We start from the raw sequence: 24372 nt of genomic DNA on the forward strand, positions 1-24372 counted from the left end.
CGGCGTCGTCGCCGCGGTTCCGAATCTCACGGGAACCTTCTTAATCTCGATTAGCCAGATAAAATTAACCAATTGATTTCAGGGCGAGCGCTGATGGCCCGGATGGATACGGACATCCGAGATGCCTTGCGAACTCATCCGCAAACGACGGACCCGCCTGGCGGTTTGAACTCATCCGGCGATTTGCGGGCTTCAGCCGTCAAACTGCAGCGTGCTGACATCGCGCGATTGACGTGTGGCTCGCTGGCGCAGCAATACCGCGCGCAGGTCGCGGGCTATGCGGTGCAGTATCCGCAGGCGCAATCGCTCGTCATCCTGCGCGATGGTTCGCCGGTCGGGCGGCTGCTGCTCGACCGTACAGCGGCGCAATCGCATGTGGTCGATCTGGCGCTGCTGCCGGGCACCCGCAACGCCGGCGTCGGGCGCGAGATCATGGAGGCTGTCGCCACGGCGGGGCGCGAGCCGGGCGCCGAAATGCTGTCCCTGCCGCTGGCGGCCAGCAATGAGGATGCGATGCGGTTTTACGCACGGCTCGGCTTCCTTGATATCGCCGGCGACGCGACGCCGTCGCATCGCCGGATGGAGCTGGCGCTGGCGCGCTAGCAGGCTGGCGCCACCTCTTGCAGGAACCCGATCAGCGCCGCGTTCACCTCATCGGCGCATTCCTGCTGGATCCAGTGACCGGCGCCGTCGATGATCAGCTTGCGCCGGAGATTCGGCAGCACGCGCTCCATGTCCTGGACCCGCTTGGCACCGATGATCCCCTTGATTACGGCATCGTCGCTGCCGGCGATGAACAGCGAGGGCTGGCGGATTGGCGCATCCTGCCACGGCGCGGTCAGCTCCCAGTTGCGATCGATGTTGCGATACCAGTTGAGACCGCCGCGGAAGCCGGAGGCGCGATAGGCCGCGACGAACTCGGCGAGGTCGCACTCGCTGAGCCACACGGGCAGCGGCAGATTGGGATCCGCTTCGCCGAGGAAGCCCTTGTCCGGCGCCACGAACAGCGATTGCGGGTCGGAGAAGCCGCGCGCCAGCATTGTGCGCATGGTCAGCGCGACGTCGCGCTCGAGCTCGGTCTCGGCGATGCCTGGCGTCTGGAAGTACTGCCAGTAAAAGTTCGCGATGCCGCCGGCCTTGAGCGTGTCGAGCGGCTTGCCGCGGCCGCGGAACGGCGGCGGCACGCTCAGGCCGGCAACCGCGGTGAACATGTCGGGCCGGAACAAAGCCGCGTGCCAGGCCACCGGCGCGCCCCAGTCGTGGCCGATGATGACGGCCTTGTCCGCGTCGAGCGCGGTGACCAGCGCGACCATGTCGCCGACATGATCGAAGATCGAATAGGCGGTGACGTCGGAAGATGCCTGCGTGCGGCCGAAGCCGCGCATGTCGGGCGCCACGACCCGATAGCCGGCCGCGGCAATGGCCGGAATCTGGTGCCGCCAGGAATAGGACAGCTCCGGCCAGCCATGACACAGCAGGACGAGCGGACCTTCACCCTGTTCCCGCACGAACAGCTCGATCCCATTTGCCTTTACCATCCGCGTGGATGACATTCCGCCCTCCCGTTGAGCCTTTGCTCTTCTGATGTTTCCCCACCCTATCGCACCACACGCGCGACCGCGCAAACCATGGGACAGCAGCTGCACCCGCATGACTGCCGAGTTGTTTGCGCTGCAGCCAGCTGGTAGAAATGGCGTGCGCTCCAGGGCTTGGCCGATGGCTTTCATGACCTCACCGTTCCGCCGCTCCGGTTTCACGACCGGATGGACGGCGCGCGCGCTCCTTGTCGTGACGGCGGCGTTGGTGATCGGCTGGAGCGGGATGCTCTACGCCGCCAACCAGAGCGTCCAAGGCGCGAAGAAAGACGATGGCGGCTTCGATGGCGATGCACCGACCGCGATCCTCGTTGAAGCGACCAGCGGCAGCGTGCTGTTCGAGAAGAACGCCGACGAGTTGCGCGCGCCCTCCAGCATGATGAAACTGATGACCGCCGAGGTGGTGTTCAACGCCGTCAAGGAGGGCACGGTCAAGCTCAACGACGAATACCGGATCAGCGAGAACGCGTGGCGCAAGGGCGGGGCGCCGTCCGGCACCTCGACGATGTTCGCCGCGCTGAACAGCAAGGTCCCGGTCAGCGACCTCCTGCATGGCGCGATCATCCAGAGCGGCAACGATGCCTGCATCGCGCTCGCCGAGGGCATGGCTGGCAACGAGAAGATCTTTGCCGCGGACTACATGACCAAGCGCGCCCGCGAGCTTGGCCTGTCCAAATCGACCTTCGCCAATTCCAACGGCTTGCCGGATCCCGGCAACAAGATGACGGTGCGCGAGCTGTCGATGCTGGCGCGCCACATCATCCTGGATTTCCCGGAGTTCTATAAGATCTTCGGCGAGAAGGAATTCACCTGGAACAAGATCCGCCAGCAGAACCGCAATCCATTGCTGAACGCGATGGAAGGCGCGGACGGGCTGAAGACCGGCTACACCAAGGAGGGCGGCTACGGCATGGTCGGCTCCGCCGTGCAGAACGGCACGCGCTTGATCGTCGTCGTCAACGGCCTGGAGGATCCCGAGGACCGCGCCACCGAGGCCAAGAAGATGCTGGAATGGGGCTTCCGCAACTTCGAGACCCGCACCCTTTTCGCGGCCGACCAGACGCTCGGCTACGCCAAAGTATTCGGTGGCGAGAGCCGCTCGGTGAAGCTGTCGAGCCCGGTGCCGGTCAAAGTGATGGTGCAGAAGAACGGCGGCGAGAAGCTGCTCGCGCGCATCATCTATAGCGGCCCGGTCAAGGCGCCGGTCGAGGCCGGGCAGAAGGTCGGGGTTGTCAGGGTTTGGCGCGGCCCCAATATCGCCATGGAGGCCCCCGTCTATGCCGGCGAGGCAGTGGGCATGGGGTCCACGATGCGGCGCGCGATCGATGGGGCCAGCGAGCTCGTGATCGGAATGTTCCGCGCCGGGGCCGAGAAGCTCTGAAGACATGGCGGATGCAGCTTTGAAACGTGGTCCTGGCCGCGGCCGGTTCGTCACCTTCGAGGGCGGCGAGGGCGCCGGAAAATCCACGCAGATCAAGATGTTGGCAGACCGCCTGGAGAAAGACGGTGTGCGCGTCGTGCTGACCCGTGAGCCCGGCGGCTCGCCGGGCGCAGAGATCATGCGCCACCTCGTACTGTCCGGCATGGGCAAGCTGCTCGGCGCGGAGGCGGAGACGCTGCTGTTCGCGGCCGCTCGCGACGACCATGTCCGCAACGTGATTCTGCCGGCGCTCAACCAGGGCAGCTGGGTGCTTTGCGACCGCTTCTTCGATTCGACGCGGGCCTATCAGGGCAGCCAGGGCAAAGTCGCGCCCGACGTGCTCAACGCGATGCAGCGGGTCACGATCGGCGATCTCAAGCCGGATCTGACGCTGATCCTCGACGTGCCCGTCGAGGTCGGACTGCAGCGCGCCTCGGCGCGGCGGGGCAGCGGCGCGCCGGACCGGTTCGAAAGCGAGGACATCAAGTTCCACAAGGGTCTGCGCGACGCCTTTCACAAGATTGCGGCGACTGAGCCCAGGCGCTGCGTGCTGATCGACGCGACCGCGAGCGCCGAGGCTGTGTCGAATATCGTCTGGGACGCGGTGCGCGAGCGATTGTTCACGGCCGTGGCGGCGGCGTCATGAGCGCGCGCAAGGTCGAGCCTGAGATTGCGGTCCGGCATCCGCGCGAGACCACGGCGCTGTTCGGGCATTGCGAGGCGGAGGCGGCGCTGCTGTCGGCCTACCGCAGCGGACGGATGGCGCATGCCTGGCTGATCGGTGGGCCCCAGGGCATCGGCAAGGCGACCTTGGCCTATCGCATGGCGCGCTTCGTGCTGACGCACCGCGATCCCAGGGCTGCGGAGGTGCTTGCCGCCGAATCGCTCCATGTCGATGCGGACGATCACGTCACCCGGCTGATCGCCTCGGAAGCGCATGGCGGGCTGCTGACCCTGGAGCGGTCGGCGAACGACAAGGGCGTGCTGCGCACCGTCATCACGGTCGACGAGACGCGCGAGACGATCTCGTTCTTCGGCTCGACGGCAGCGGTCGAGGGCTGGCGCATCTGCATCGTCGACACCGTCGACGAGCTCAATCCCAACGCAGCGAACGCGCTATTGAAGATCCTCGAAGAGCCGCCGCAGCAATCGCTGTTCCTGCTCGTCAGCCACGCGCCGGCGCGGGTGCTCGCCACCATCAAATCGCGCTGCCGCCGGCTGTCGTTGCGAGCCTTGTCGACCGAGGACGTCATCAGCGCCGCGGCCGAGGCCATCGGCATGGATGGCGGCGAGCCGGCGCTGCGCGAGGCCGCCAAGGCCTCCGAGGGCAGCGTCTCCAGGACCCTGATGCTGATGGGCGGCGACGGGCTGCAACTGCAGACCCGCACGGCAGCGCTGCTCGCGAGCCTGCCGCGAATCGACGCCGGCGAGCTGCATGCCCTGGGCGACGCGCTCGGCACCAGCGACCGGGTCGCGCTGGCCAGCTTCCTCGACAGCATCGAACGCTGGGTGGCGGAACGGCTGCGGGCAGGGGATCCCAACGCGGAACTGCCGCGCCTTGCACGGCTGGCGGAGGTATGGGAAAAGATCGTCCGCGCCGCGCGCGACACCGAATCCTATAATCTGGAGCGAAAACCGCTGGTTTTCTCGGTGTTCGGGATGCTCGCCGAAGCCACGCGGTAACGCGCCGACCATCATCCCGGGATCATCAGGATCAATCCGTCCACCGACGGCGTCAAAGAGGAATTTGCCGTGGCCAAGGCCAGCAAGACAACCGTGAAGAAGGGCAAGCCGGCGACCAAGGGCGCCGCGACGAAGGCTGCCGCCAAGAAGGCTTCGAAGTCGCCCGCGAAGGCCAAAGCCGGCGCGACCAAGGCGAAGGCCGCGGCGGACAAGGACAAGAAGGCCAAGGCCGCCAAAGCCAATGCCGCCAAAGCCAAGGCCACGAAGGGCAAAGCGTCGTCCGCGCCGGCCAAGGGCAAGTCACCAAAGGCTGCCAAGAAGGCCGCGAAGTCGGCGACCAAGCCCGCTGTACCGGCCAAGAAGACTGCGGCCAAAGCCGCCGCCACGAAGCCCGCGCCATCGAAGAAGCCAGCCGAGACGAAGCCGGCGCCTGCTCCGAAGCTAGTTGCGCCAGCGGTCGCCGAAAGCCCGAAGCCGCCGCCGCGCGCCGCAAAGCCAAAGACCCCGCGCAAGCGGAAGGTCGAGGCTGCCGCGGCTCCGGAGATCGAGATCGCCGAGATCGAAGTGGCTGAAGTCGAGATCGTCGAGATCGAGGCGACCGATACCGCGGAGGACGCGACGCCCGTCGCGGCCGCGACTGAAAACGCCAACACCTTCTACGTCACGACCGCGATCGCCTATCCCAATGGCAGCCCGCATATCGGCCACGCCTATGAGGCCATCGCGACCGATGCCATCGCGCGCTTCGCGCGGCTCGACGGCAAGGACGTGTTCTTCCTGACCGGCACCGACGAGCACGGCCTGAAGATGGTGCAGACCGCGCAGAACGAGGGCCTGACACCGTCGGAGCTCGCGGCCCGCAATGCCGGCCGCTTCCGCGAGATGGACGAGCGGCTGAACGTCTCGTTCGACCGCTTCATCCGCACCACCGAGCCCGCCCACCACAAATCGGTGCAGGCGATCTGGACGCGCATGCTCGAGAACGGCGATATCTACGCCGACACCTATTCGGGCTGGTACTCGGTGCGCGACGAAGCGTACTACGCCGAGGAGGAGACGGTCGTCGGCGAGGACAATGTCCGCCGCGGGCCGCAGGGCACGCCGGTCGAGTGGGTCGAGGAGAAGAGCTACTTCTTCCGCCTGTCGGCCTATCAGGACAAGCTGCTCGCGCTGTACGAGAACCAGCCCGATTTCATCGGGCCGGATGCGCGGCGCAACGAGATCACGAGCTTCGTCCGGGGCGGCCTGAAGGACCTCTCGATCTCGCGCACGACGTTCGACTGGGGTGTCCGCGTGCCGCATGACGACGAGCACGTGATGTATGTCTGGGTCGACGCGCTGACCAACTACATCACCGGCGTCGGCTTCCCCGATGAGAATGATGCGAACTGGAAGTTCTGGCCGGCCGACGTGCACGTCATCGGCAAGGACATCATCCGATTCCACGCGGTGTACTGGCCGGCGTTCCTGATGTCGGCCGGCGTGCCGGTGCCGAAGCGGGTCTATGCCCACGGCTTCCTGTTCAACAGGGGCGAGAAGATGTCGAAGTCGGTCGGCAATGTGGTCGATCCGTTCAACCTCGCCGATCAGTACGGCGTGGACCAGCTGCGCTATTTCTTCCTGCGCGAGGTGCCGTTCGGCCAGGACGGCAACTACAATCACGAGGCGATCGTCGCGCGCATCAACGCCGATCTCGCCAACGACCTCGGCAATCTCGCGCAGCGCTCGCTGTCGATGATCACCAAGCAGTTCGGCGGCGTGCTGCCGGAGCCCGGCGAGTTTTCGGCCAACGATCAAGCGATCCTGGCCGAGGCCGATGCGATGATCGGCGCGGCGCGCAAGGCGATGGCGACCCAGCAGATCCACCAATGGCTCAATGCCGTGTGGTCGGTGGTGGCCGAGGCCAACCGCTACTTTGCGGGCGAGGCGCCGTGGGCGCTGGCCAAGACCGATCCGAAGCGCCAGCACACCGTGCTCTATGTCACCGCCGAGGTGATCCGGCAGGTCGCGATCCTGACTCAGCCGGTGATGCCCGCCGCGTCGGCGAAGCTGCTCGACAGCCTGGGAATCCCGGAGGACGAGCGGAGCTTCGCGCGGCTCGGCGGCGAGGTGCGGATCGCACCGGGCACGCAGCTGCCAGCGCCGCAGGCGGTGTTCCCGCGCTACATCGAGCCGAGCGCGGCGTGATGCTGGTCGACTCTCATTGCCATCTGGATTTTCCGGATTTTGCCGAGGATCTGGATGGCATCGTCACGCGCGCCGCCGCTGCCGGCGTCGGCCGCCTGGTGACGATCTCGACCCGGGTGCGCAGGCTACCCGAGTTGCTTGCGATCGCAGAACGGTTCGAGAATGTCTACTGCTCGGTCGGCACGCATCCTCACAATGCAGATGAGGAGGACGGCATTTCGGCCGAGGAGCTGATCGCGCTGACCAGGCATCCCAAGGTCGTCGCACTCGGCGAGGCGGGGCTCGACAATTTCTACGACCACGGCTCCAAGGACGCGCAGGAGCGCGGGTTCCGCGCCCATATCGCCGCGGCCCGGGAAACCGGCCTGCCGCTGGTGATCCACACCCGCGAGGCCGACGAGCAGTGCAGCCGCATCCTCGACGAGGAAATGGCGCGCGGACCTTTCAAGGCCGTGCTGCATTGCTACACCGGCGGACGCAAGCTGGCGATGAAGGCAATCGATCTCGGACTGCACATCTCGTTCACGGGCATCGTGACGTTCAAGAAGTCGGAGACGCTGCGCGCGCTCGCCGCCGAGGTGCCGGCCGATCGCATCATGGTGGAGACCGACGCGCCGTATCTGGCACCCGGCAAATTCCGCGGCAAGCGCAACGAGCCGGCCTATGTGGTGGAGACGGCGAAGGTGCTGGCGGAAACCCGCGGCGTGTCGTTCGAGGAATTCTCGCGCCAGACCACCGAGACGTTCTTCAAGCTGTTCGCCAAGGTGCCGCGACCCGAGGTGCTGGCATGACCCTGACGCTCACGATCCTCGGCTGCGGCTCCTCGGCCGGCGTGCCGCGACCGGCGCTGGGGTGGGGCGCCTGCGATCCGAACAACCCCAGGAATCGTCGCCGCCGCTGCTCGCTGCTGGCCGAGCGCCGCGGCGCGCATGGTGTAACGCGCGTGGTGATCGACACCTCGCCGGACCTGCGGGAGCAGCTGATCGATACCCAGGTCGATCACATCGACGCGGTGTTCCTGACGCATGAGCATGCCGATCAGACCCATGGCATCGACGATCTGCGCTCTGTGGTGCTGCACCAGCGCCGGCGCATCCCGGTCTACCTGAACCAGTCGACGGCCAAGGACATCATGCACCGGTTCTCGTACTGTTTCGTCTCGCCCCCGGGCAGCGACTATCCGCCGATCCTGACGCAGCATTCCATCGAGGCCGGCGAAACCCGGGCGGTGGAGGGGAAGGGCGGTGAGATGAAGCTGACCGCGTTCCTCGTGCAGCACGGCAACATCCCGGCGCTCGGCTATCGCATCGGCGACGCCGCCTATACGCCCGATCTCAACGACATTCCCGAGGAGAGCTGGGGTGCGCTGGAGGATCTCGATTTGTGGATCGTCGACGGCCTGCGCCCCGCATCGCATCCGAGCCATTTCTCCGTTAACGACGCGCTCGCCTGGATCGAGCGCTTCAAGCCCAGGCGCGCCGTCATCACCAACATGACCGCCGACCTCGACTACGAAGTGCTGCGCCAGAGCCTGCCGGCCGGCGTGGTGCCGGCGTATGACGGGATGCGGCTGGAAGTGACTGCGTAGGGTGGGCAAAGGCGCGTCCGCGCTCTGTCCTCGAGTGAGATCGAAGTGGCGCCGTGCCCACCATCTTGCTGATGAGTACGCTGCCCGATGGTGGGCACGCGTCGCCTGACGGCGCCGCTTTGCCCACCCTACGCAGCATCTGTCATTGCGCGAACTAACAAGGAGCAGCTTGCCATGCTGTCGCTGTTCTTCGAGGTCGAGGTCAAGCCCGGCCGTCTCGATCAGTACCTCCAGCTCGCAGCCGCGCTGCGGCCCGAGCTCGACGCGCTCGGCGGCTGCCTGTTCCTCGATCGCTTCAAGAGCCTGTCGCGCGAGAACCTGATCCTGTCCTACCAGATCTGGCAGGACGAGGGCGCCATGACCGCCTGGCGCGTCCACGCCCATCACCACGACGTCCAGACCCTCGGCCGCGACAAGGTGTTTTCCGACTATCGCCTGCGCGTCTCCGAGCTGGTGCACGAGGTGAGACCGGGGCAGGCGGCGTGGGCGCCGGAACGGCGAGGGACGTACAACGATCCGAAGCGGCGCGCGCCGACCTATGTGCTGGTGCTGGAGACGGCAGAGCCGAAGCTGAGCGCCCCAACGGAGCTACCGGTTGAGAGCTTTTTCAGCGTCTATCGCGACGGTCGCTTCGCGCATTTGATCGAGCTGCCGGATGAGCCCACCGGCATCGCGCTGAGCGCTCAACTCCTCGCCGAACCCGGCGCCGACAACATCCGCGTGGTCGAAGTCGCCCGAGACTACGGCATGTACGATCGCCGCGAGGCGCCGCAGTACTATCCAGAGAAGAGCAGGGAGAGTTAGTTGGCGTCATTGCGAGCGTAGCGAAGCAATCCAGGGGCTCAGCAAGGACTCTGGATTGCTTCGCTGCGCTCGCAATGACGACTGGGCTGATATCCAGGCTACGATGCGAAGTGCGTAGGGCGGATCAGCGCGGCGTAATCCGCCATGTCCCCAGGGGCCGGCGGGTTACGCCTGCGGCTAACCCGCGCTACTCGTGTGGCTACGCCGAAATCGCCTTCGCCGAGTTTACCTCGTTCCTCAGCAGGAACTTCTGGATCTTGCCCGTCGACGTCTTCGGGATCGGGCCGAACACCACGACCTTCGGCGTCTTGAAGCCGGACATGTGGCTGCGGCAATAGGCGATGATCTCGGCTTCCTTGGCCTGGGCGCCGTCCTTCAGCTCGATGAAGGCGCAGGGGACCTCGCCCCATTTCGGGTCGGGCTTGGCGACGACGGCGGCGAACAGCACGGCGGGGTGCTTGTAGAGGATGTCCTCGACCTCGACCGAGGAGATGTTCTCGCCGCCGGAGATGATGATGTCCTTGGAACGGTCCTTGATGATGACGTAGCCGTGCTCGTCGAGCACGCCGAGATCGCCGGTGTGAAACCAGCCGCCGGCGAAGGCGTCCTGCGTGGCCTTCTCGTTCTTGAGATAGCCCTTCATGACGATGTTGCCGCGGAACATGACCTCGCCGATGGTCTCGCCGTCGCGCGGCACCTCCTGCATCGTCTCCGGATTCAGCACGGTGACGGCTTCCTGCAGCGGATAGGGCACGCCCTGGCGGCGCTTCATCCGCGCGCGCTCGGGCGCCGGCAAATCGTCCCAGCCGGGCTGCTCGGCGCAGACGGAGGCGGGGCCGTAGACCTCGGTGAGGCCGTAGACATGGGTCAGCTTGATGCCGATGCTCTCGGCGCCTTCGAGCACGGCGACCGGCGGCGCGGCGCCGGCGATCAGGCCGACCACCGGTCTGTCGCGCTTGCCCTTGGGCGCGTCCGGAGCATTGATCAGCACGTTGTAGACGATCGGTGCGCCGCACATATGGGTGACGCCGTGGGTCTTGATCAGCTCGAAGATCTTCGTCGGCTCGACCTTGCGCAGGCAGACGTTGACGCCAGCCGCCGCCGCCATGGTCCAGGGAAAGCACCAGCCGTTGCAGTGGAACATCGGCAGGGTCCAGAGATAGACCGGATGCTGGCCGAGCCCGCCGGCGAGGATGTTGCTGACCGCGTTAAGATAGGCGCCGCGATGATGCGTCACGACGCCCTTGGGATTGCCGGTCGTGCCCGAGGTGTAGCTCATCGCAATCGCGTCCCACTCATCAGTGGGACGGCGCGGCTCGAAGGAGGGATCACCAGTGGCGACGGCGGCCTCATACTCGATTTCGCCGATACGGCTGCCGCCGGCGTAGGACGCGTCATCGACGTCGATCACGAACGGCTTTGCGCCGCTCATCAGCTTCAGCGCCTCGCTGATCACGCCGGAGAATTCCGGATCGACCAGGATGATCTTGGCCTGGGCGTGATCAAGCTGGAACGCGATCGACGGCGCATCGAGGCGGATGTTGAGCGTGTTGAGCACCGCGCCTGTCATCGGCACGGCGAAATGCGCCTCGTTCATCGCCGGGATGTTCGGCAGCATCGCCGCCACGGTGTCGCCGGTGCCGATGCCGCGGCCGGCGAGATAGGACGCGAAGCGGCGGCAGCGCTCATAGGTCTGGCGCCAGGTGAAGCTGCGACCCTCGTAGACCGTGCTGACGTGATCGGGGTAGACGGCCGCGCTGCGCGCCAGGAAGCTGAGCGGGGTCAGCGGCACGTAATTGGCGGGGTTCTTGTCGAGGCCGAGCTGGTACTGGTTCGTGCTCATGGCTGCCCTCCCTTGTCATCTCAAGAGTTTACAGGAACCCGGTCGAAATCCATGGAAAAATCGCAACGATGATGAGGCCTATGAGAAGCGCCAGCAGGTAGCCCCAGATCGGCCGGATGCCCTCGGCGGGGTCGACCCGGCCGATCGCGCAGGCGGCGTAGTATCCGACCCCGAATGGCGGCGCGAACAGGCCAATGCCCATCGCCAGGATGACGACCATGGCATAATGCACCTCGTGCACGCCGACGGCTCGCGCGATCGGAAACAATAGCGGCCCGAACAGCACGATCGCCGGAATGCCTTCCAGCACGCTGCCAAGGATCGTGAAGGCGATGATCGAGACGGCAATGAAGGTCGCAGGCCCGCCCGGCAGCCCGGTCATGGCGGCCGCCAGCGAGCGCGAGAAGCCTGATTGGGTGAGCCCCCAGGCCATGCCGGTGGCCGTGCCGATGATCAGCAGGATGGCGCCGGACAGCGCCGCCGTCTCGACCAGCATCGGCATCAGGCGCCGCCAGTCGAAGCGTCGGTAGATCAGGAGGCCGGCGAGGACGCCATAGACGATGCCGATGGTCGAGACCTCGGTCGCGGTGGCGATGCCCTCGACCACGGCGGCGCGAATCACGAAGGGCAGGGCCAGGGCAGGGACCGAGACCATGAACGCCTTGCCGATCTCGGCGCCGGTGGCGCGGCGGACACCGCTCATGTCCTCGCCGCGATAGCGCCACCACACCAGCGTGCATAGCGTGACCGCGAGCACCACGCCCGGCAGCAGGCCGCCGGTGAACAGCGCCGCGATCGACACGCCCGTCACGGAGCCGATCGTGATCAGCACCAGGCTCGGCGGAATGGTCTCGGTCTGCGCGCCGGTGGCGGCGAGCAGGGCGACGAGATCGCCGGGCTTGGCGCCGCGCGCCTTCATCTCGGGAAACAGCACCGGCGCGACCGCGGCCATGTCGGCCGCCTTGGCGCCGGAGATGCCGGAGACGAGATACATGGCGCCGACCAGCACGTAGTGCAGGCCGCCTCTGACGTGGCCGAGCAGACTTGCCAGGAAGGCGACCATGGCGCGCGCCATACCGGTCATCTCGATCAGCAGGCCTAAGAAGACGAACAGCGGTACCGAAAGCAGGATGAGGTGACTCATGCCCTCGTCCATGCGCCCGACGAGCACCATCAGCGGTGTGCGCGTGGTCAGCGCCAGATAGCCGAAGATCGCGAGGCCAAAGGCAAACGCGATCGGGACGCCAGCGAACACGCACAAGCCGACGACGCCGACGAAGAAGATCACGAGGTTGAGATTGCCGAGCGGCTTCAGCATCGGCTGCGCCACCCAGAACAGCGCCAGAATGACAGCGACAGTGGCAGCTGCGAGCAACAGCGTTCTAAGATTGCCGGCGCGCGCCAAGCGCATCAGGGCGAACATCGCCATCAGCCCGATGCCGACGGGCAATGCGGCCGCGCGACAGATGTTGGAGATCTGCAGCGCAGGCGTGGTGATATAGCTTTCCTCGTAAGCGTACTCCCACGACGGCAAGGCGATCATCAGCAGGAACGCCAGCGCGGCCGTCGTGGCGACCAGATCGAGATAGGCGCGAAAACCCGGGCTCGCGCGCGCCACCATCGCCGTCATCCGCATGTGCTCGCCACGGCGAAAGGCCACAGCGGCGCCGAGCATCGCGAGCCACAGGAACAGGATCGAGGCGAGCTCGTCCGACCAGATCAGCGGCCGGTGCAGGCCGTAGCGCGCGACGACACCGGCGAACAGGATGACGATCTCGGCTAACACCAGCAGCGCGGCCGGAATCTCGACCAGGAGGCCGAGCAGGGCCTCCAGGCGGAGAAGCCAGGACCAACGGCGAGGGGTCTCGATGACCACCTCGCTGATGGCTATTTCCGTGAACTCGGCATGCGCCATGACGTCACCTGAACGCGCCTACGACGCCCCTGCACTTACGACAGCTTGCCGACGGCCTTTTCGAGCAGCGCCCAGGCCTCATCGCCATACTTGCCCTTCCACTCGGCGTAGAAGCCGGCGGTCCGCAGCTTGTCGCGGAACGGCGCGACATTGGGCTGATTGAACGTCAGGCCCTTGGTCGCGAGATCCTGCTGCAGGCCCGCATTGAGCTTGGCGACGTCCTCGCGCTCCTTCACGGCGGCGGCGTTGATGTGCTTGGCGACAATCGCACGCATGTCGGCCGGCACGGCCTCCCAGGCGCGGCGGTTGGCCAGGAACCAGAAGCCGTCCCACATGTGGTTGGTGAGCGAGCAGTACTTCTGCACCTCGTACAGCTTCGCCGTCGAGATGATCGCCAGCGGGTTTTCCTGGCCCTCGACGACCTTGGTCTGCAGCGCCGAATAGACCTCGCTGAAATTGATCGAGGCGGGCGCCGCCTCGAACGCCTTGAACATCGAGGTCCAGAGCGGCGACACCGGCACCCGGATCTTGAAGCCCTTGAGATCGTCCGGGCCGTTGATCGGCTTCGTCGAGGACGTCGTCTGGCGGAAGCCGTTGTCCCAGATCTTGTCCATGACCATCAGGCCGGACTTGGTGATCTGTCCGCGCACATAAGCGCCGAGATCGCCGTCCATGGCCTTCCAGACCGTGTCGTAGTCCGGGAACGCGAAACCGATGCCATTGATCGACGCTGCTGGAACCAGGGTTGCGAGAATCAGGCCCGACAGCGTGAAGAACTCGACGCCGCCCGAGCGGATCTGGCTCAGCATGTCGGTGTCGGAGCCGAGCTGGTTGTTCGGGAAGATCTGCAGGTCGAACTTGCCGTTGGTCTCGGCCTTGATCGCCGCCGCCATCTCCTTGGCGCGGACGTTCAGCGGATGCGTGTCCGGCAGGTTGTTGGCATATTTGTAGGTGAATTCGGCGCTCTGCGCGCGCGCGACATGCGGGGCCGCGATCCCACCCAGGACGGCCGAAGCCGCACTGGCCTTCAACAGCGCGCGTCGTGACAGGCTCATTCTCGTTTCTCCCTGAGAAGCTTCTTCTTGTTGCATCGTTGCGCCGGATGACGTCGCGGACGAATCCAGCGACATCGACAGACGTCCGTCTGCGCTTATTGCAGCGATGGGCCGCAGCAGCAATATCGGCGTTCGTTGGAGCCGCCGGAGAGGATCTTTCCATGACGCCGACGAGAGGTTTGACGCCAGCCTCGGATACGGGCTGAAAGGCGCGGCAACTCCAGAGATTTTCGAGGTTTCGGCGCCAAGCCACTGATCTTCCTCAGCATATAAATATTCCATAATATACCTTATGCGAATTGACTATGGGCAGATCACAGCTCCAATACAGGCTGCTTCCGTCCGGGAATCGCACGTCCGTGCTCTGCGAAATCGCCCTTCACTGGCCACCCCTTAGTCTTCGTTTGGTCAAAGCCCCCCGCCAAATCGCTGGCGGGGATTTGGCATGGGCGTTTCGCGTACAGGACCCGAGGACATGTCAGTTCAGTCGACGCCGAAGGAAGTTGATCCGGGTGATGTCGCGCTGTCACCCGAGAACGATATCTGCGAGCAGATCTATCAGCGCGTGCTCACCGAGGTGCGCGCCCGCATCGATCAGCGGATTGCGGCGATCGAGGCTCAGGCGGCGGCAGAAGCGGAAGCCGAGATGGCTACTGACGCGGTCGACATTCCCGCACCGTTGGCAGCGGCTGAGAGCGCGACGACGCCGACGGCCGCAAGGCGCCGGCCGGTGCTGCGCGCAGCCATCACGCTGGCGGCGTCGGCCGGGCTCGTCGGCGCGGTGGTCACCTTGGCGCGTGATCATCAGGAGGCCATCACCTCGGTCACGGACAGGATCGAAGGTGCCATTCAATCGATCCGCCGCGAGGCGCCGCAGATGGCGATGCCGACCGGCACCCGGGAGCCTGCTGCGACGTCGGGAGCGGGCGCGGCCGACAACGCCGATGCGGCCCCTGCCTCATCAGTCCCGTCCGCGTCGCCGTCTCCGGAGCCGCCGTCCGGCCGGTCCAGCGATCCCTCCTCGGCCATGGCGGATGCGACGTCCGAGCGAGACATGCCGCCAGCGCCAGAGCGAGACCTAGCGCCTCTGATCGAGAAGATCGCGCACGATGTCGCTGCGCTGCAGACCGGGCTTCAGGATCTGAAGGCCAGCCAGGAGCAGGCCAGCCGCGACCAGGCCAAGGCCATCGAGCAACTGCAGGCCAGCCAGGATCAGCTCGCGCGCGCGGTCCGCGCCGCGAAGACCGAGCCGACGACGACGGTCGGCGCGGCGGCGCGGCTCGCGGCGCCGCGGCCGCCTCAGCAGGTTCCGGCGCGCGCTCCGCGGTTTCCGAACTTCTGAGCTGACGAGATCCGGGCAGGGCCTCGCCCTGCCCCTCAGGACGATCATGACATGAGGATTGCCGCGACGTTCGTTGCGGCAGCCACGCGTCTACAGATAGTTCGCCGCAGCCTCGGCCTCGAAGCGATCCGGCGGGCCCTCCCAGACGATCTTCGCGTGATCCAGCACGTAGACGCGGTCGGCGTGCGGGAGCGCGAAGGTGACGTTCTGCTCGCCGAGCAGCACCGTGATCTTGGTGGTCTCGCGCAGACGATCGAGCGCCTTGGACAGCGTTTCCAGGATCACCGGCGCGAGCCCGAGCGTCGGCTCGTCGAGGATCAGGAGTTTCGGCTTCATCATCAGCGCGCGCGCGATCGCCAGCATCTGCTGCTCGCCGCCCGAGAGCGTCCGCGCCAGCTGTGGCTGCCGCGACTTCAGAATTGGAAACAGCCCGAACAGCCATTCGAGGCGCTCGCCACGCTCGGTGTCCGATAGCGCGTTGCCGCCGAGCTCGAGGTTTTCGCGCACGGTCATGTCACCGAACAGCTCGCGCGTCTCCGGACACTGCACGATGCCGTCGCGCGCGATCTGCGCCGCCGTGCCGCCCGCGAGGTTGCGCCCTGCCCACTTCACCTCGCCGGAATACGGCACCAGGCCCGAGATCGCGTTGAACAGCGTCGTCTTGCCAGCGCCGTTGAGGCCGACGACGGAGACGAACTCGCCTTCATGGACATGCAAGGACACGTCCTGCAGCGCCTGGGCCTTGCCGTAGAGCACGCCGACCTTGTCGACCTGCAGCGCCGGCGTCACGTCCTTGAAGCTCGCCTCGGGACGCGCGGTCGAGACCAGTGCGCCCCCGAGATAGACGCGACGCACGGTCTCGTCCTGCATTACCTCGGTCGCCCTGCCCTCGGCGATCTTCTCGCCGAGATACATCGCGAGCACCCGGTCGACCAATGCGGACACGCTCTTGACGTTGTGATCGACCAGCAGCACGGCGCGACCGTCATCGCGGAATTCGCGGATCAGGTTGGAGAAGTCGGCGACCTCGGAGGCCGTAAGGCCGGCAAAGGGCTCATCGACCAGCACCAGCTTCGGGCTGCGCGCCACGGCCTTCGCAAGCTCCAGCCGGCGTAGATCGGCGAATGCCAGCGTCGGCGGCCGGCGGTCGATGACGCCCCCGAGGCCGACGCGCTCGGCAATAGCGCGCGCCCTGGCATCGACATCCTTGTCGGCGAACAGCCGTGTCAGCTTGTCGGGCAGCAGCGCGACCTTGATGTTCTCCAGCACCGTCTGGCGGGCCAGCGGCCGCGAGTGCTGAAACACCAGGCCGACACCCATGCGCGCGATGCGATGGGACGGCATGCCGGCGAGCTCGACACCGTCGAGCTTGACCGAGCCCGTGGTCGGTCGTTCCACACCCATCACGCTCTTCATCGCCGTCGATTTCCCCGAGCCGTTCGGCCCGATCAGTCCCAGGATCTCGCCGGGTCGAATCGAGAAGCTCAGATTCTTGACGGCGACCAGGCCACCGAACCGCTTGGTGAGGCCGCTGACCTCCAGCATCGGAGCTTGCGTCATGCTTTGGCCCCTCCCCTGATGATGCCGAGGAAGCCGTCGGGGAAGAACAGGATGACCACCAGCGCAATCACCGAGACGATCAAGGTGGCGAGCTCTCCGAGCGGCCGCAGCAGCTCGCCCATGCCGATCAGGAAGATCGCGCCGATCGCGGCGCCGATGACGGTGCGCCGGCCGCCGAGCACGGCAGCGATGATGATCTGCACGCCGACGCCGACATCGACGAAGGTCGAGACGGACGCGGTGCCCATGTAGAACACCATCAGCGCGCCGGCGAGGCCGGAGAAGAACGCGCTGACCACGAACGCCGCCAGCTTGTGCTTGGTGACGTTGAAGCCGAGCGCGCCGGCCTGGATCTTGTCCTGGCCGCTGGCCTGCAGGATCAGGCCGATGGCGCTGCGGGACAGGCCGAACAGGATGGCGCCCGACACCAGCATGAAGCCGAGCGCGATCCAGTAGTTCGTCTTGGCGTCGATCGAGATCACGTCGGGCACGGCGAGGCCGATTTCACCGCCGGTCAGCCCGGCCGCGACGACGATGAAGTTCTGCAGCATCAGCACCGCGACCAAGGTCGTCAGGCCGAAATACGGCCCGCTGACGCGCAGCGCCGGCAGCGCCAGGACCACACCGCCGACGACCGCGGCCAGCGCGCCGGCGGCGATGCAGATCCAGATCGACAGCCCCGGCGAGTAATGCGCGTCGAGAATGCCGGCCGTATAGGCGCCGACGCCGATCAGGAAGGTCGGCCCGAAATTGACCTCGCCGGCGAAGCCGAACAACAGGTCCCAGGACATCGCGAACACGGCCGTGTAGTACGCGACGGTCAGCAATCCCAGCACGTAGCCGGAGACGTAGGACGGCAGCAGGAGAGCGACGATCACGGTGAGCGCGCCGATCCAGAACAGCCGGGAGGAGACGAATGCCGGCATGCTCACCTCCGTCCGAACAGCCCTTGCGGGCGCAGATACATCACGACGACGAGCAGCAAAAGCGCCGGAATCGTCCGGTAGGCCGGCGAGATCAGATAGGCCGTGCCGGTCTCGAGATAGCCGACGACATAGGCCGCGATCAGCGAGCCGGAGACGCTGCCGAGGCCGCCGAGCACGACGATCGAGAATGCGCTCGCCGTGAGCGGTCCCACGCTGTAGGAGCTCACCCCTAAGAACATGCCGAGCAGGATGCCGGCGACGCCCGCCAGCAGGCCGTAGATCGCCCACACGGTCAGATAGATCGACGACAGCTCGATGCCGAGCAGCGTCACGCCGCGCGGGTTCATCGACGCCGCCATGACGGCCTTGCCGCGCCGCGTGCGGTTGACCAGGAACCACAGCAGCCCGATGGCGACCCAGCAGATCACCGCCGTGAAGTACTCGTTGCGCGGGGTCCGCACGCCGAACACGGTCGTGACGCCCTCGACGATCGGCAGCACTGTCTTCGCGTTGTTGGTGAAGAAATACGCGATCGCCTCCTGGATGATGATGCCCCACAGCAGCGTCGCGGTGAGGATGAAGATCTCTTTCTCGGATTCCGCGATCGCCTTGGACAGCTGGATCGGCCTGACCGCGATGAAATAGGTGGCGAAGGCCAGGACCAGTCCTGCGAGAACGCCGATGAGCGCCCCTGTATAGGGGCCGACACCGAGCTCGCCGGCCGCGGCCCAGGCCGCGACAGCGGCGCCGACCATGATCGCGCCATGAGAGAGGTTGAGCACGCCGGAGACGCCGAAGATGAGCGTGAAGCCGGTCGCGCCGAGCGCATAGAGAGCACTGATGGCAAAGCCATCAATCAAGATCTGCCAGAAAAGCATTGAGAATGGATCCGCGCGTCAAACCGATGCATCAAGAAAATGGGCCGCCCTTGCGGGCGGCCCCACGATGCGTCAGTTGCTGGCCGCCTTGAGCTTGATGAAGGAGGGCCAGGTGGCGGTGCCCGCGGCGAGCTCCTTGGGCCAGACGTTGACCTGCTTGCCGTTCTGCCACTGCAGCATCAATCCGGTGATGTAGCCCTTGCCCGTGCGCAGCGCGTGCGGATTCGGATCGCCCTTCGGTTTGAAGGACACACGGCCGATCGTGCCGACATAGTCGGTCGCTTCCATCGCCTCGACCATCTTGTCGGGATCGGTGCCGCCGGCGCGGTGGATCGCATCCGCGATCATGTAGACGTCGTCATAGGAGGTGTAGCCGGCGTAGGACGGGATGTTGCCGAACTTCTTCTGATAGGCGTCGACGAAGGGCAGCGTCTTCGGCGTCACCGCCACACCGGGGCCCGACACGGCGTTGAACATGACGCCTTCGACGGCACCGTTGGTGTCCTTCCAGAACGTCGAGTTGGTCGCCTGCGAGGAGATGCCGAACATCGGGATCGGCACCTGCTGGCTCTTCCATTGCACCGTCGGCTGGGTGCCGACATGCGAAATGCCGGTGATCATGACGTCCGGCTTCAGGCCCTCGATCTTGTTGAAGATCGGCGTGAAGTCGGTGGTGTCGGGCGACATCCGGATGTGGTCGACGACCTTCAGCCCGATCTCCGGCAGGCACTTCTCGTAACCGGCATCGAGCGGCGTCGTCCACGCCGCGTCCTCGCTCATGATCACGGCGGTCTTCATCTTGTAGGGCTCGACCAGCAGGTCCTTGGCCGCATCGCAGACCAGTCCGGCCAGCGAGGTCGAGGTCAGATAGCCGTGGAAGGTGTATTTCAGCTGGTCGTAGTTCTTGGCGATGTTCTGCGTGATCACGTCGGAGGCAGCACCAGGTGTGATCATCACGGTCTTGAGGCGCCCTGCCCACGGCTCCAGCGCCAGCACGACCTCGGAGATGTAGCTGGCGATGACCGCGTTGACCTTGTCCTCGCTGACGGCGCGCTGGAAGGCCCGCACGGATTCCGCCGAAGAGGAATGATTGTCGTAGACGACGATCTCGATCTTGCGTCCGTCGATACCACCCTTGGCGTTGATCTCCTCGGCGGCCAGCTGCGCGGCGGGCGCGATCGACGAGCCGGCGACAGCTTGCGCTTCGGCGATGACGCCGATCCTGATCGGATCAGCGGCCCAGGCGGCCGACGATACGAGCGCAGTGGCGCAGCTCGCAAGTAAGAACGACTTGAGCGAAAACATGAAACCTCCCGATTCCTTATGCCTCTGACGGGCAGCGCGACTTTGGTCTCCCACATGCCAGCGAGCAAGACCTCACCTTACGCGTTGCTCTGCGTTCAGTGCATTGTGATAGAGCTTCCGGCTCATGGCTCGCGAAACGTCGGGCGAACCGACGAAGTTCCTAATAAGCGTCGGCAGCTTCTGCTGCATCGCGGCAAAATGAGTCCCCTGGGCGATGAGTCCGTTGATGCCTGCTAACAGCAGCTCACAGATCCATCGCGCACAGCCCTCTTCTATGCGCTTGACGACCACCGTCTGGTCTTCGCCTTTGCGCCTCCCGCCGACCGGCCTAACAACGCCGCGATGTTGATGAGCGTCAAACACGCCATTCGCTCTTCCGGCGGTCCCGACCAAAGACGATCGGTCGGATAGTACCGCATCGGTTTGCCGGCGCGCTCGGAAAATCGATGCCGGCGACCAATGGACAGGCGCTCGAAAACAGATTGTCCGAAAACGCCCCCTCCTCGTCACGACGCTGTCTTGCTTTCGGCCAAAGCGGCCGCTCCAGTCACGTTTGAAAATTCAAATAGAAAAGCGGCGTCGGCGGCGGACGTACAGGGTTTGGGGATCACCATGCAGTCCACACAGAATGTGCAACAGATCGATCCAAGCGAAATCGGGCTCGCGCCGGAGAAACCGGAAAAGGCGGGTTACGATCAGCTCTATCGCCGCGTCCTGCGCGAGGTGCTGACCAGGATCGATACGCGCCTCGCCGCCATCGAGAAGCCCGGCGTCGCCGCGGACGCTGCTGCGGCAGCCAGCACCGGCGAAACCGCGGTCAAGGACATTGGCAAGGAAATTGGCAAGGACACCGGCCGCTGGGCCCGCATCAAGGCGCCGCTCGGCAAGCTGCGGGGCCGCAACGCGATCGGTCTCGCGCTGCTGGTCGTCCTGGTGGGGGGCTCCGTTGCATGGTCGCAGCGCGATCTCGGAACGTCGCTGATGGATCGTTGGATGCCCGGCTCCAGCGAGGCGACGCCGGAGGACGCCTCGGCCCAGCCGGGGACTGATGACGCCATGATGTCGAACGCCTCGCTGCGCGGGACGGAAGACGGCGCCGCCAACGGCACCCCGGCGACCCTGATGCAGCGGATGGCGCGCGACATCGCGGAGTTGCAGCAGGGGATCGAACAGATCAAGTCGACGCAGGATCAGGCCAGCCGCGACCACACCCGGGCCATCGAGCAGTTGCAGGCCGGCCAGGATCAGTTGATGCGCCTGGTCTCGCGGATGTCGAACCAGGCGGTCCAAGCCCGCGGCGCAGCGGTCCCGCCAGGCGCGCCGCAGCAGATCATCGTGACGCCACAGCAGCGCACCACGACCGGTCTGGCCCGCCCGCAGCCGCAGCAGCAGGGCTCGACGATCGGCAACTTCCTGACCCGCAACACCTCGGGCATTCAATCGCCCTTGCCGCGCTGAGTCGTTCGTCAGTTCAATCCAGCCGGTGACCCTTTCAGCAGCGGCCGCAGCCGCTGCTGATGTCGTTTGGCGTCACGAGCAGCGATGCAGCCTGCCGTCATAGCCCCGATACTTGCCGGTCTCCGCGTCGTAGGTGCGGAAGCTCTTGCAGTTGCGAGCGCTTCTTGCGTGGTGCTTCGCCTCGCGCTTCGGCTTGGCCGCGTGATGCTTGTGCTTGGCCGGCTTGTCGTCGTCCTGCGCGTGATGATGATGGGCGTGCGTCCCGGCCTTGTCCGATACGCCTGCCGCCTCCGGCTTCGCGGCGGCTTTCGGTGCTGCGGGAGCTGACGGGACCGCTGCGGCCGGTGCGGCCACTGAAGGCTCGGTCTTGTTGATCTCGGCGGGTGCGGCGACGGCAGGCTTGCTGGCTTCAGCAGCCTTGTCCTCGGGCTTCGCGTCTGCCTTCTCCGGCGTGGTCGCGTCTTTGGCGGCCGACGGCGTGGCCTCGGCAGGCTTCGCCTCGGTCACCGCCGGCTTCTGCCCGGCGTCCGTCTCCGGCTTGGTCTCCTGCTTGACCTCTTGCTTGACGTCCTGCTTGGGCTCGGCCTTGATCTCCGCCTTGGCTTCGGAATTGCCTTCGTCCTTTGACTCCACCGGCTTGACGTCGGCAGCGCTCTCGGTCGACGCCGGCTTGTCGGCCGCAGCCTTTTCCGCCGGAGGGGCAGTCGCGGGCTTGGGCTCGTCGGCGGCAGCCGCCGCCGGTGCGGTGGCCGGCTCGGCGGGCTTGTCCGCCGACTTCTCCGCCTCGGCAGCGGCGGGCTTCTCGGCTGCCTGCTCCGCCGGCTTGGCATCGGGCTTCGCGTCAGAATTGGCATCGGCCGCGGGCTTCTTCTCGGCCTCGGCCGGCTTGTCGGCGGCTGCCGCCGCGGGTTGCTCTGCGGCCGGCTTCGTCGCGTCGCCCTGCGCGTTCGCAGGGCTCATGGCCGCGCCCAGGAGACAGAACAAAACGCCAGCGCAAAGACGGCCGACAGGCGAACGAACGACAGATACTGACATGGCCAAGGGTCTCACTTGTGGATCACGCGAGCCCGTCGTTTACGTCAATTCGGCTGTCCCTTGCCGTTCAAATTGTCGCGGGTGCGAACGAGAGACGCAAAGTGTGCTTTCCGCACCATGCGGGCACAATGTCGACGTGAGCCGCGAAGTGGCGATCTCGCAAAAGTAGCAGCGCGATGGTGCGCTCAGGCACTCACTGCATTCCGCGTGATCACGTGACGATAATACGACGCGCTGAGCTTCGGCGTCCGTCGCTGGGTGTCGAAGTCGACGTGGTAGACGCCGAAGCGCTGCTTGTAGCCGAACACCCACTCGAAATTGTCCAGCAGACTCCAGAGAAAGTAGCCCTTCACCGGCACGCCCTCGGATGTCGCGCGCTGCAGCTGGGCGAGATAATTGCGCAGATACATCACGCGATCGAGGTCATGCACCTTGCCGTCCGCCGTGATCTTGTCGTCCGACGAGGTGCCGTTCTCGGTGATGTAGATGGTCTTGAGATTCCAGATCTTGGCGGCGAGCTTCGGCACCCAATAGGCCGTCTCCGGTCCGACCAGCAGCCAGGGAGAGCTCATGTGCGGGAACGAGGCCGGCATGGGCAACACGTCGAAGCCTGGCGCGCGATCCGATGCCACGACATAGGCCTGCGGCGCGTAGATGTTGAGGCCGACGAAATCGACCGGCGAGGCGATCGTCTTCAGCTCCTCCGCCGTGAACACCGGCGCATCCTTGCCGGACCACGCGAGGAAGCCCTCGGTATAGCGGCCCTCGAGGATGACGTTGAGGAAACCGGCATTCATCTCGCGCGTCGCGATTTCGGCGGCGCGGATGTTCTCCGGCGTATCGATCGCCGGCAGGCAGGCGGTGATGTTCTCGGCCATGCCGACGCGGGTGCCCGACCGGCCCTTGGCGCGGATCGCCTGCACGGCCAGTCCATGCGCCAGCGCCACGTGATGCCGCGCCTGGTTGACCTCCTGGGGCGGCAGCTTCAATCCCGGTGCATCGATGCCGAGCCCATAGCCGAACGGAACGAACCGGCCGCATTCGTTGATCGTGAAGATCGTCTTGACCCGGTCGCTGAGATGCTGCGCGACATGGCCGGCATAATGCGCGAACGCCTTCGCGGTCTCGGCCGAGCGCCAGCCGCCGACGCGGTCCTGCAGCCCCTGCGGCAGGTCCCAATGATACAGCGTCGCGTAAGGCTCGATGCCGTTGGCCAGCAGCTCGTCGACGAGCCGGTTATAGAAATCCAGCCCCTTCGGATTGGGGGTCAGCCCGCCGTCGGGAAACAGCCGCGGCCAGGCGATCGAGAAGCGATAGGCGCGGCAGCCGAGCTCCCTGATCAGCCGCACGTCCTCCTTGTAGCGGTTGTAATGATCGCAGGCGACGTCGCCGGTCGAGGCATCCTCGATGTTGCCCTGCACATGCGTGAACACGTCCCAGATCGACGGACCGCGGCCGTCGGCGCTCGCACCGCCTTCGATCTGGTAGGACGAGGTGGCCGTGCCCCAGACAAAATCAGCAGGGAAACGACGGCTCACATCCTCTTGCACGGCGGCCTCCTCCGCTTGCGCCGGCGTATTGGCCGCCCCGAGGGCAGCCAGTCCGGCCAGCTTCGCAAGATCACGGCGGGAGACGTCGTTCGGCATTGATGAACCTCAAGGTCTGGTCTTTTCGCCCCCGGCCCGGCGGACGAACCCGACTAGGAACCACATCTGGGCGCCAATTTGAACCTCGGGAACCCGCCTGGACGAAGTTGCATGCCCAGCGTGTTCTCGCGC

General features: G+C 65.7%; 21 protein-coding genes. 10 read left to right on the forward strand and 11 right to left on the reverse strand.

What is annotated here, in order from left to right; genetic code table 11:
- Positions 1-228 precede the first annotated feature (228 nt).
- Positions 229-603, forward strand: a complete 375-nt coding sequence (locus BRADO_RS17860) for a GNAT family N-acetyltransferase (protein ID WP_011926727.1) — start codon at positions 229-231, stop codon at positions 601-603.
- Here the strand turns inward: BRADO_RS17860 and BRADO_RS17865 are convergent.
- Positions 600-1553: an alpha/beta fold hydrolase gene (locus BRADO_RS17865; RefSeq protein WP_041756671.1), complete on the reverse strand. Its 954-nt coding sequence runs from the start codon at positions 1551-1553 to the stop codon at positions 600-602. The two genes, BRADO_RS17860 and BRADO_RS17865, sit on opposite strands and share 4 nt — an antisense overlap.
- Positions 1554-1716: 163 nt before the next feature.
- Between BRADO_RS17865 and BRADO_RS17870 the strand changes: the two genes are divergently transcribed.
- The 7 genes from BRADO_RS17870 (at position 1717) to BRADO_RS17900 (ending at position 9277) form a co-directional block, all read left to right on the forward strand.
- Entirely contained in the window at positions 1717-2976 is a 1260-nt protein-coding gene (locus BRADO_RS17870) for a D-alanyl-D-alanine carboxypeptidase family protein (RefSeq protein ID WP_041756672.1), read from the forward strand.
- A 4-nt stretch (positions 2977-2980) separates the two neighbouring features.
- A complete protein-coding gene (gene tmk, locus BRADO_RS17875) occupies positions 2981-3661 on the forward strand; it encodes a dTMP kinase (RefSeq protein ID WP_011926730.1) in 681 nt (226 codons plus the stop codon).
- Entirely contained in the window at positions 3658-4698 is a 1041-nt protein-coding gene (locus BRADO_RS17880; protein ID WP_011926731.1) for a DNA polymerase III subunit delta', read from the forward strand. The genes tmk and BRADO_RS17880 overlap by 4 nt, the downstream gene beginning before the upstream one ends.
- Positions 4699-4767: 69 nt before the next feature.
- Positions 4768-6885 carry a methionine--tRNA ligase gene (gene metG / locus BRADO_RS17885; RefSeq protein WP_011926732.1) on the forward strand — a complete coding sequence of 706 codons (2118 nt, stop codon included), beginning with the start codon at positions 4768-4770 and terminating at the stop codon, positions 6883-6885.
- On the forward strand, positions 6885-7676 hold the full coding sequence (locus BRADO_RS17890) for a TatD family hydrolase (protein WP_011926733.1): 792 nt from the start codon (positions 6885-6887) through the stop codon (positions 7674-7676). The genes metG and BRADO_RS17890 overlap by 1 nt, the downstream gene beginning before the upstream one ends.
- Positions 7673-8473, forward strand: a complete 801-nt coding sequence (locus tag BRADO_RS17895) for an MBL fold metallo-hydrolase (RefSeq protein WP_011926734.1) — start codon at positions 7673-7675, stop codon at positions 8471-8473. The genes BRADO_RS17890 and BRADO_RS17895 overlap by 4 nt, the downstream gene beginning before the upstream one ends.
- Positions 8474-8647: 174 nt before the next feature.
- A complete protein-coding gene (locus tag BRADO_RS17900) occupies positions 8648-9277 on the forward strand; it encodes an antibiotic biosynthesis monooxygenase (RefSeq protein ID WP_011926735.1) in 630 nt (209 codons plus the stop codon).
- Positions 9278-9476: 199 nt separating this feature from the next.
- Here BRADO_RS17900 and BRADO_RS17905 read toward each other — a convergent pair whose 3' ends face one another.
- Genes BRADO_RS17905 through BRADO_RS17915 form a run of 3 tightly spaced genes read right to left on the reverse strand, consistent with a single transcriptional unit; the run spans position 9477 to position 14090 of the window.
- The gene (locus BRADO_RS17905) at positions 9477-11120 is read right to left on the reverse strand and encodes an acyl-CoA synthetase (RefSeq protein WP_011926736.1); all 1644 of its coding nucleotides are present in this window, start codon (positions 11118-11120) and stop codon (positions 9477-9479) included.
- A gap of 28 nt (positions 11121-11148) precedes the next feature.
- Positions 11149-13035, reverse strand: a complete 1887-nt coding sequence (locus tag BRADO_RS17910; protein WP_011926737.1) for a TRAP transporter large permease subunit — start codon at positions 13033-13035, stop codon at positions 11149-11151.
- A gap of 35 nt (positions 13036-13070) precedes the next feature.
- On the reverse strand, positions 13071-14090 hold the full coding sequence (locus BRADO_RS17915; RefSeq protein ID WP_041756673.1) for a TRAP transporter substrate-binding protein: 1020 nt from the start codon (positions 14088-14090) through the stop codon (positions 13071-13073).
- A 475-nt stretch (positions 14091-14565) separates the two neighbouring features.
- Here BRADO_RS17915 and BRADO_RS17920 point away from each other — a divergent pair, with 475 nt between their 5' ends.
- On the forward strand, positions 14566-15432 hold the full coding sequence (locus tag BRADO_RS17920; RefSeq protein ID WP_011926739.1) for a hypothetical protein: 867 nt from the start codon (positions 14566-14568) through the stop codon (positions 15430-15432).
- A gap of 90 nt (positions 15433-15522) precedes the next feature.
- Here the strand turns inward: BRADO_RS17920 and BRADO_RS17925 are convergent, their stop codons facing one another.
- From BRADO_RS17925 to BRADO_RS17945, 5 genes are all read right to left on the reverse strand, one after another.
- Positions 15523-16992 (reverse strand): ATP-binding cassette domain-containing protein, encoded by a 1470-nt coding sequence (locus tag BRADO_RS17925; RefSeq protein ID WP_011926740.1) that lies wholly within the window; start codon positions 16990-16992, stop codon positions 15523-15525.
- On the reverse strand, positions 16989-17918 hold the full coding sequence (locus BRADO_RS17930) for a branched-chain amino acid ABC transporter permease (protein ID WP_011926741.1): 930 nt from the start codon (positions 17916-17918) through the stop codon (positions 16989-16991). The genes BRADO_RS17925 and BRADO_RS17930 overlap by 4 nt, the downstream gene beginning before the upstream one ends.
- Before the next feature lie 2 nt (positions 17919-17920).
- Entirely contained in the window at positions 17921-18796 is an 876-nt protein-coding gene (locus BRADO_RS17935) for a branched-chain amino acid ABC transporter permease (protein ID WP_011926742.1), read from the reverse strand.
- A gap of 72 nt (positions 18797-18868) precedes the next feature.
- Positions 18869-20155 (reverse strand): ABC transporter substrate-binding protein, encoded by a 1287-nt coding sequence (locus tag BRADO_RS17940; RefSeq protein ID WP_011926743.1) that lies wholly within the window; start codon positions 20153-20155, stop codon positions 18869-18871.
- Between the two features lie 18 nt (positions 20156-20173).
- Entirely contained in the window at positions 20174-20464 is a 291-nt protein-coding gene (locus BRADO_RS17945) for a hypothetical protein (protein WP_041756674.1), read from the reverse strand.
- Between the two features lie 249 nt (positions 20465-20713).
- On the opposite strand from BRADO_RS17945, the gene BRADO_RS17950 reads away from it, so the two are divergent.
- Entirely contained in the window at positions 20714-21559 is an 846-nt protein-coding gene (locus BRADO_RS17950) for a hypothetical protein (protein ID WP_011926745.1), read from the forward strand.
- A gap of 72 nt (positions 21560-21631) precedes the next feature.
- On the opposite strand, the gene BRADO_RS17955 is transcribed toward BRADO_RS17950, so the two are convergent.
- Together BRADO_RS17955 and BRADO_RS17960 are read right to left on the reverse strand one after the other, a co-directional pair.
- Entirely contained in the window at positions 21632-22519 is an 888-nt protein-coding gene (locus BRADO_RS17955; protein ID WP_011926746.1) for a hypothetical protein, read from the reverse strand.
- 260 nt (positions 22520-22779) lie between these two features.
- Positions 22780-24240 (reverse strand): GH1 family beta-glucosidase, encoded by a 1461-nt coding sequence (locus BRADO_RS17960; RefSeq protein WP_011926747.1) that lies wholly within the window; start codon positions 24238-24240, stop codon positions 22780-22782.
- Between the last annotated feature and the right edge of the window lie 132 nt (positions 24241-24372).

It is taken from the genome of Bradyrhizobium sp. ORS 278 (assembly GCF_000026145.1).
In the GTDB taxonomy this organism is placed as follows: domain Bacteria; phylum Pseudomonadota; class Alphaproteobacteria; order Rhizobiales; family Xanthobacteraceae; genus Bradyrhizobium.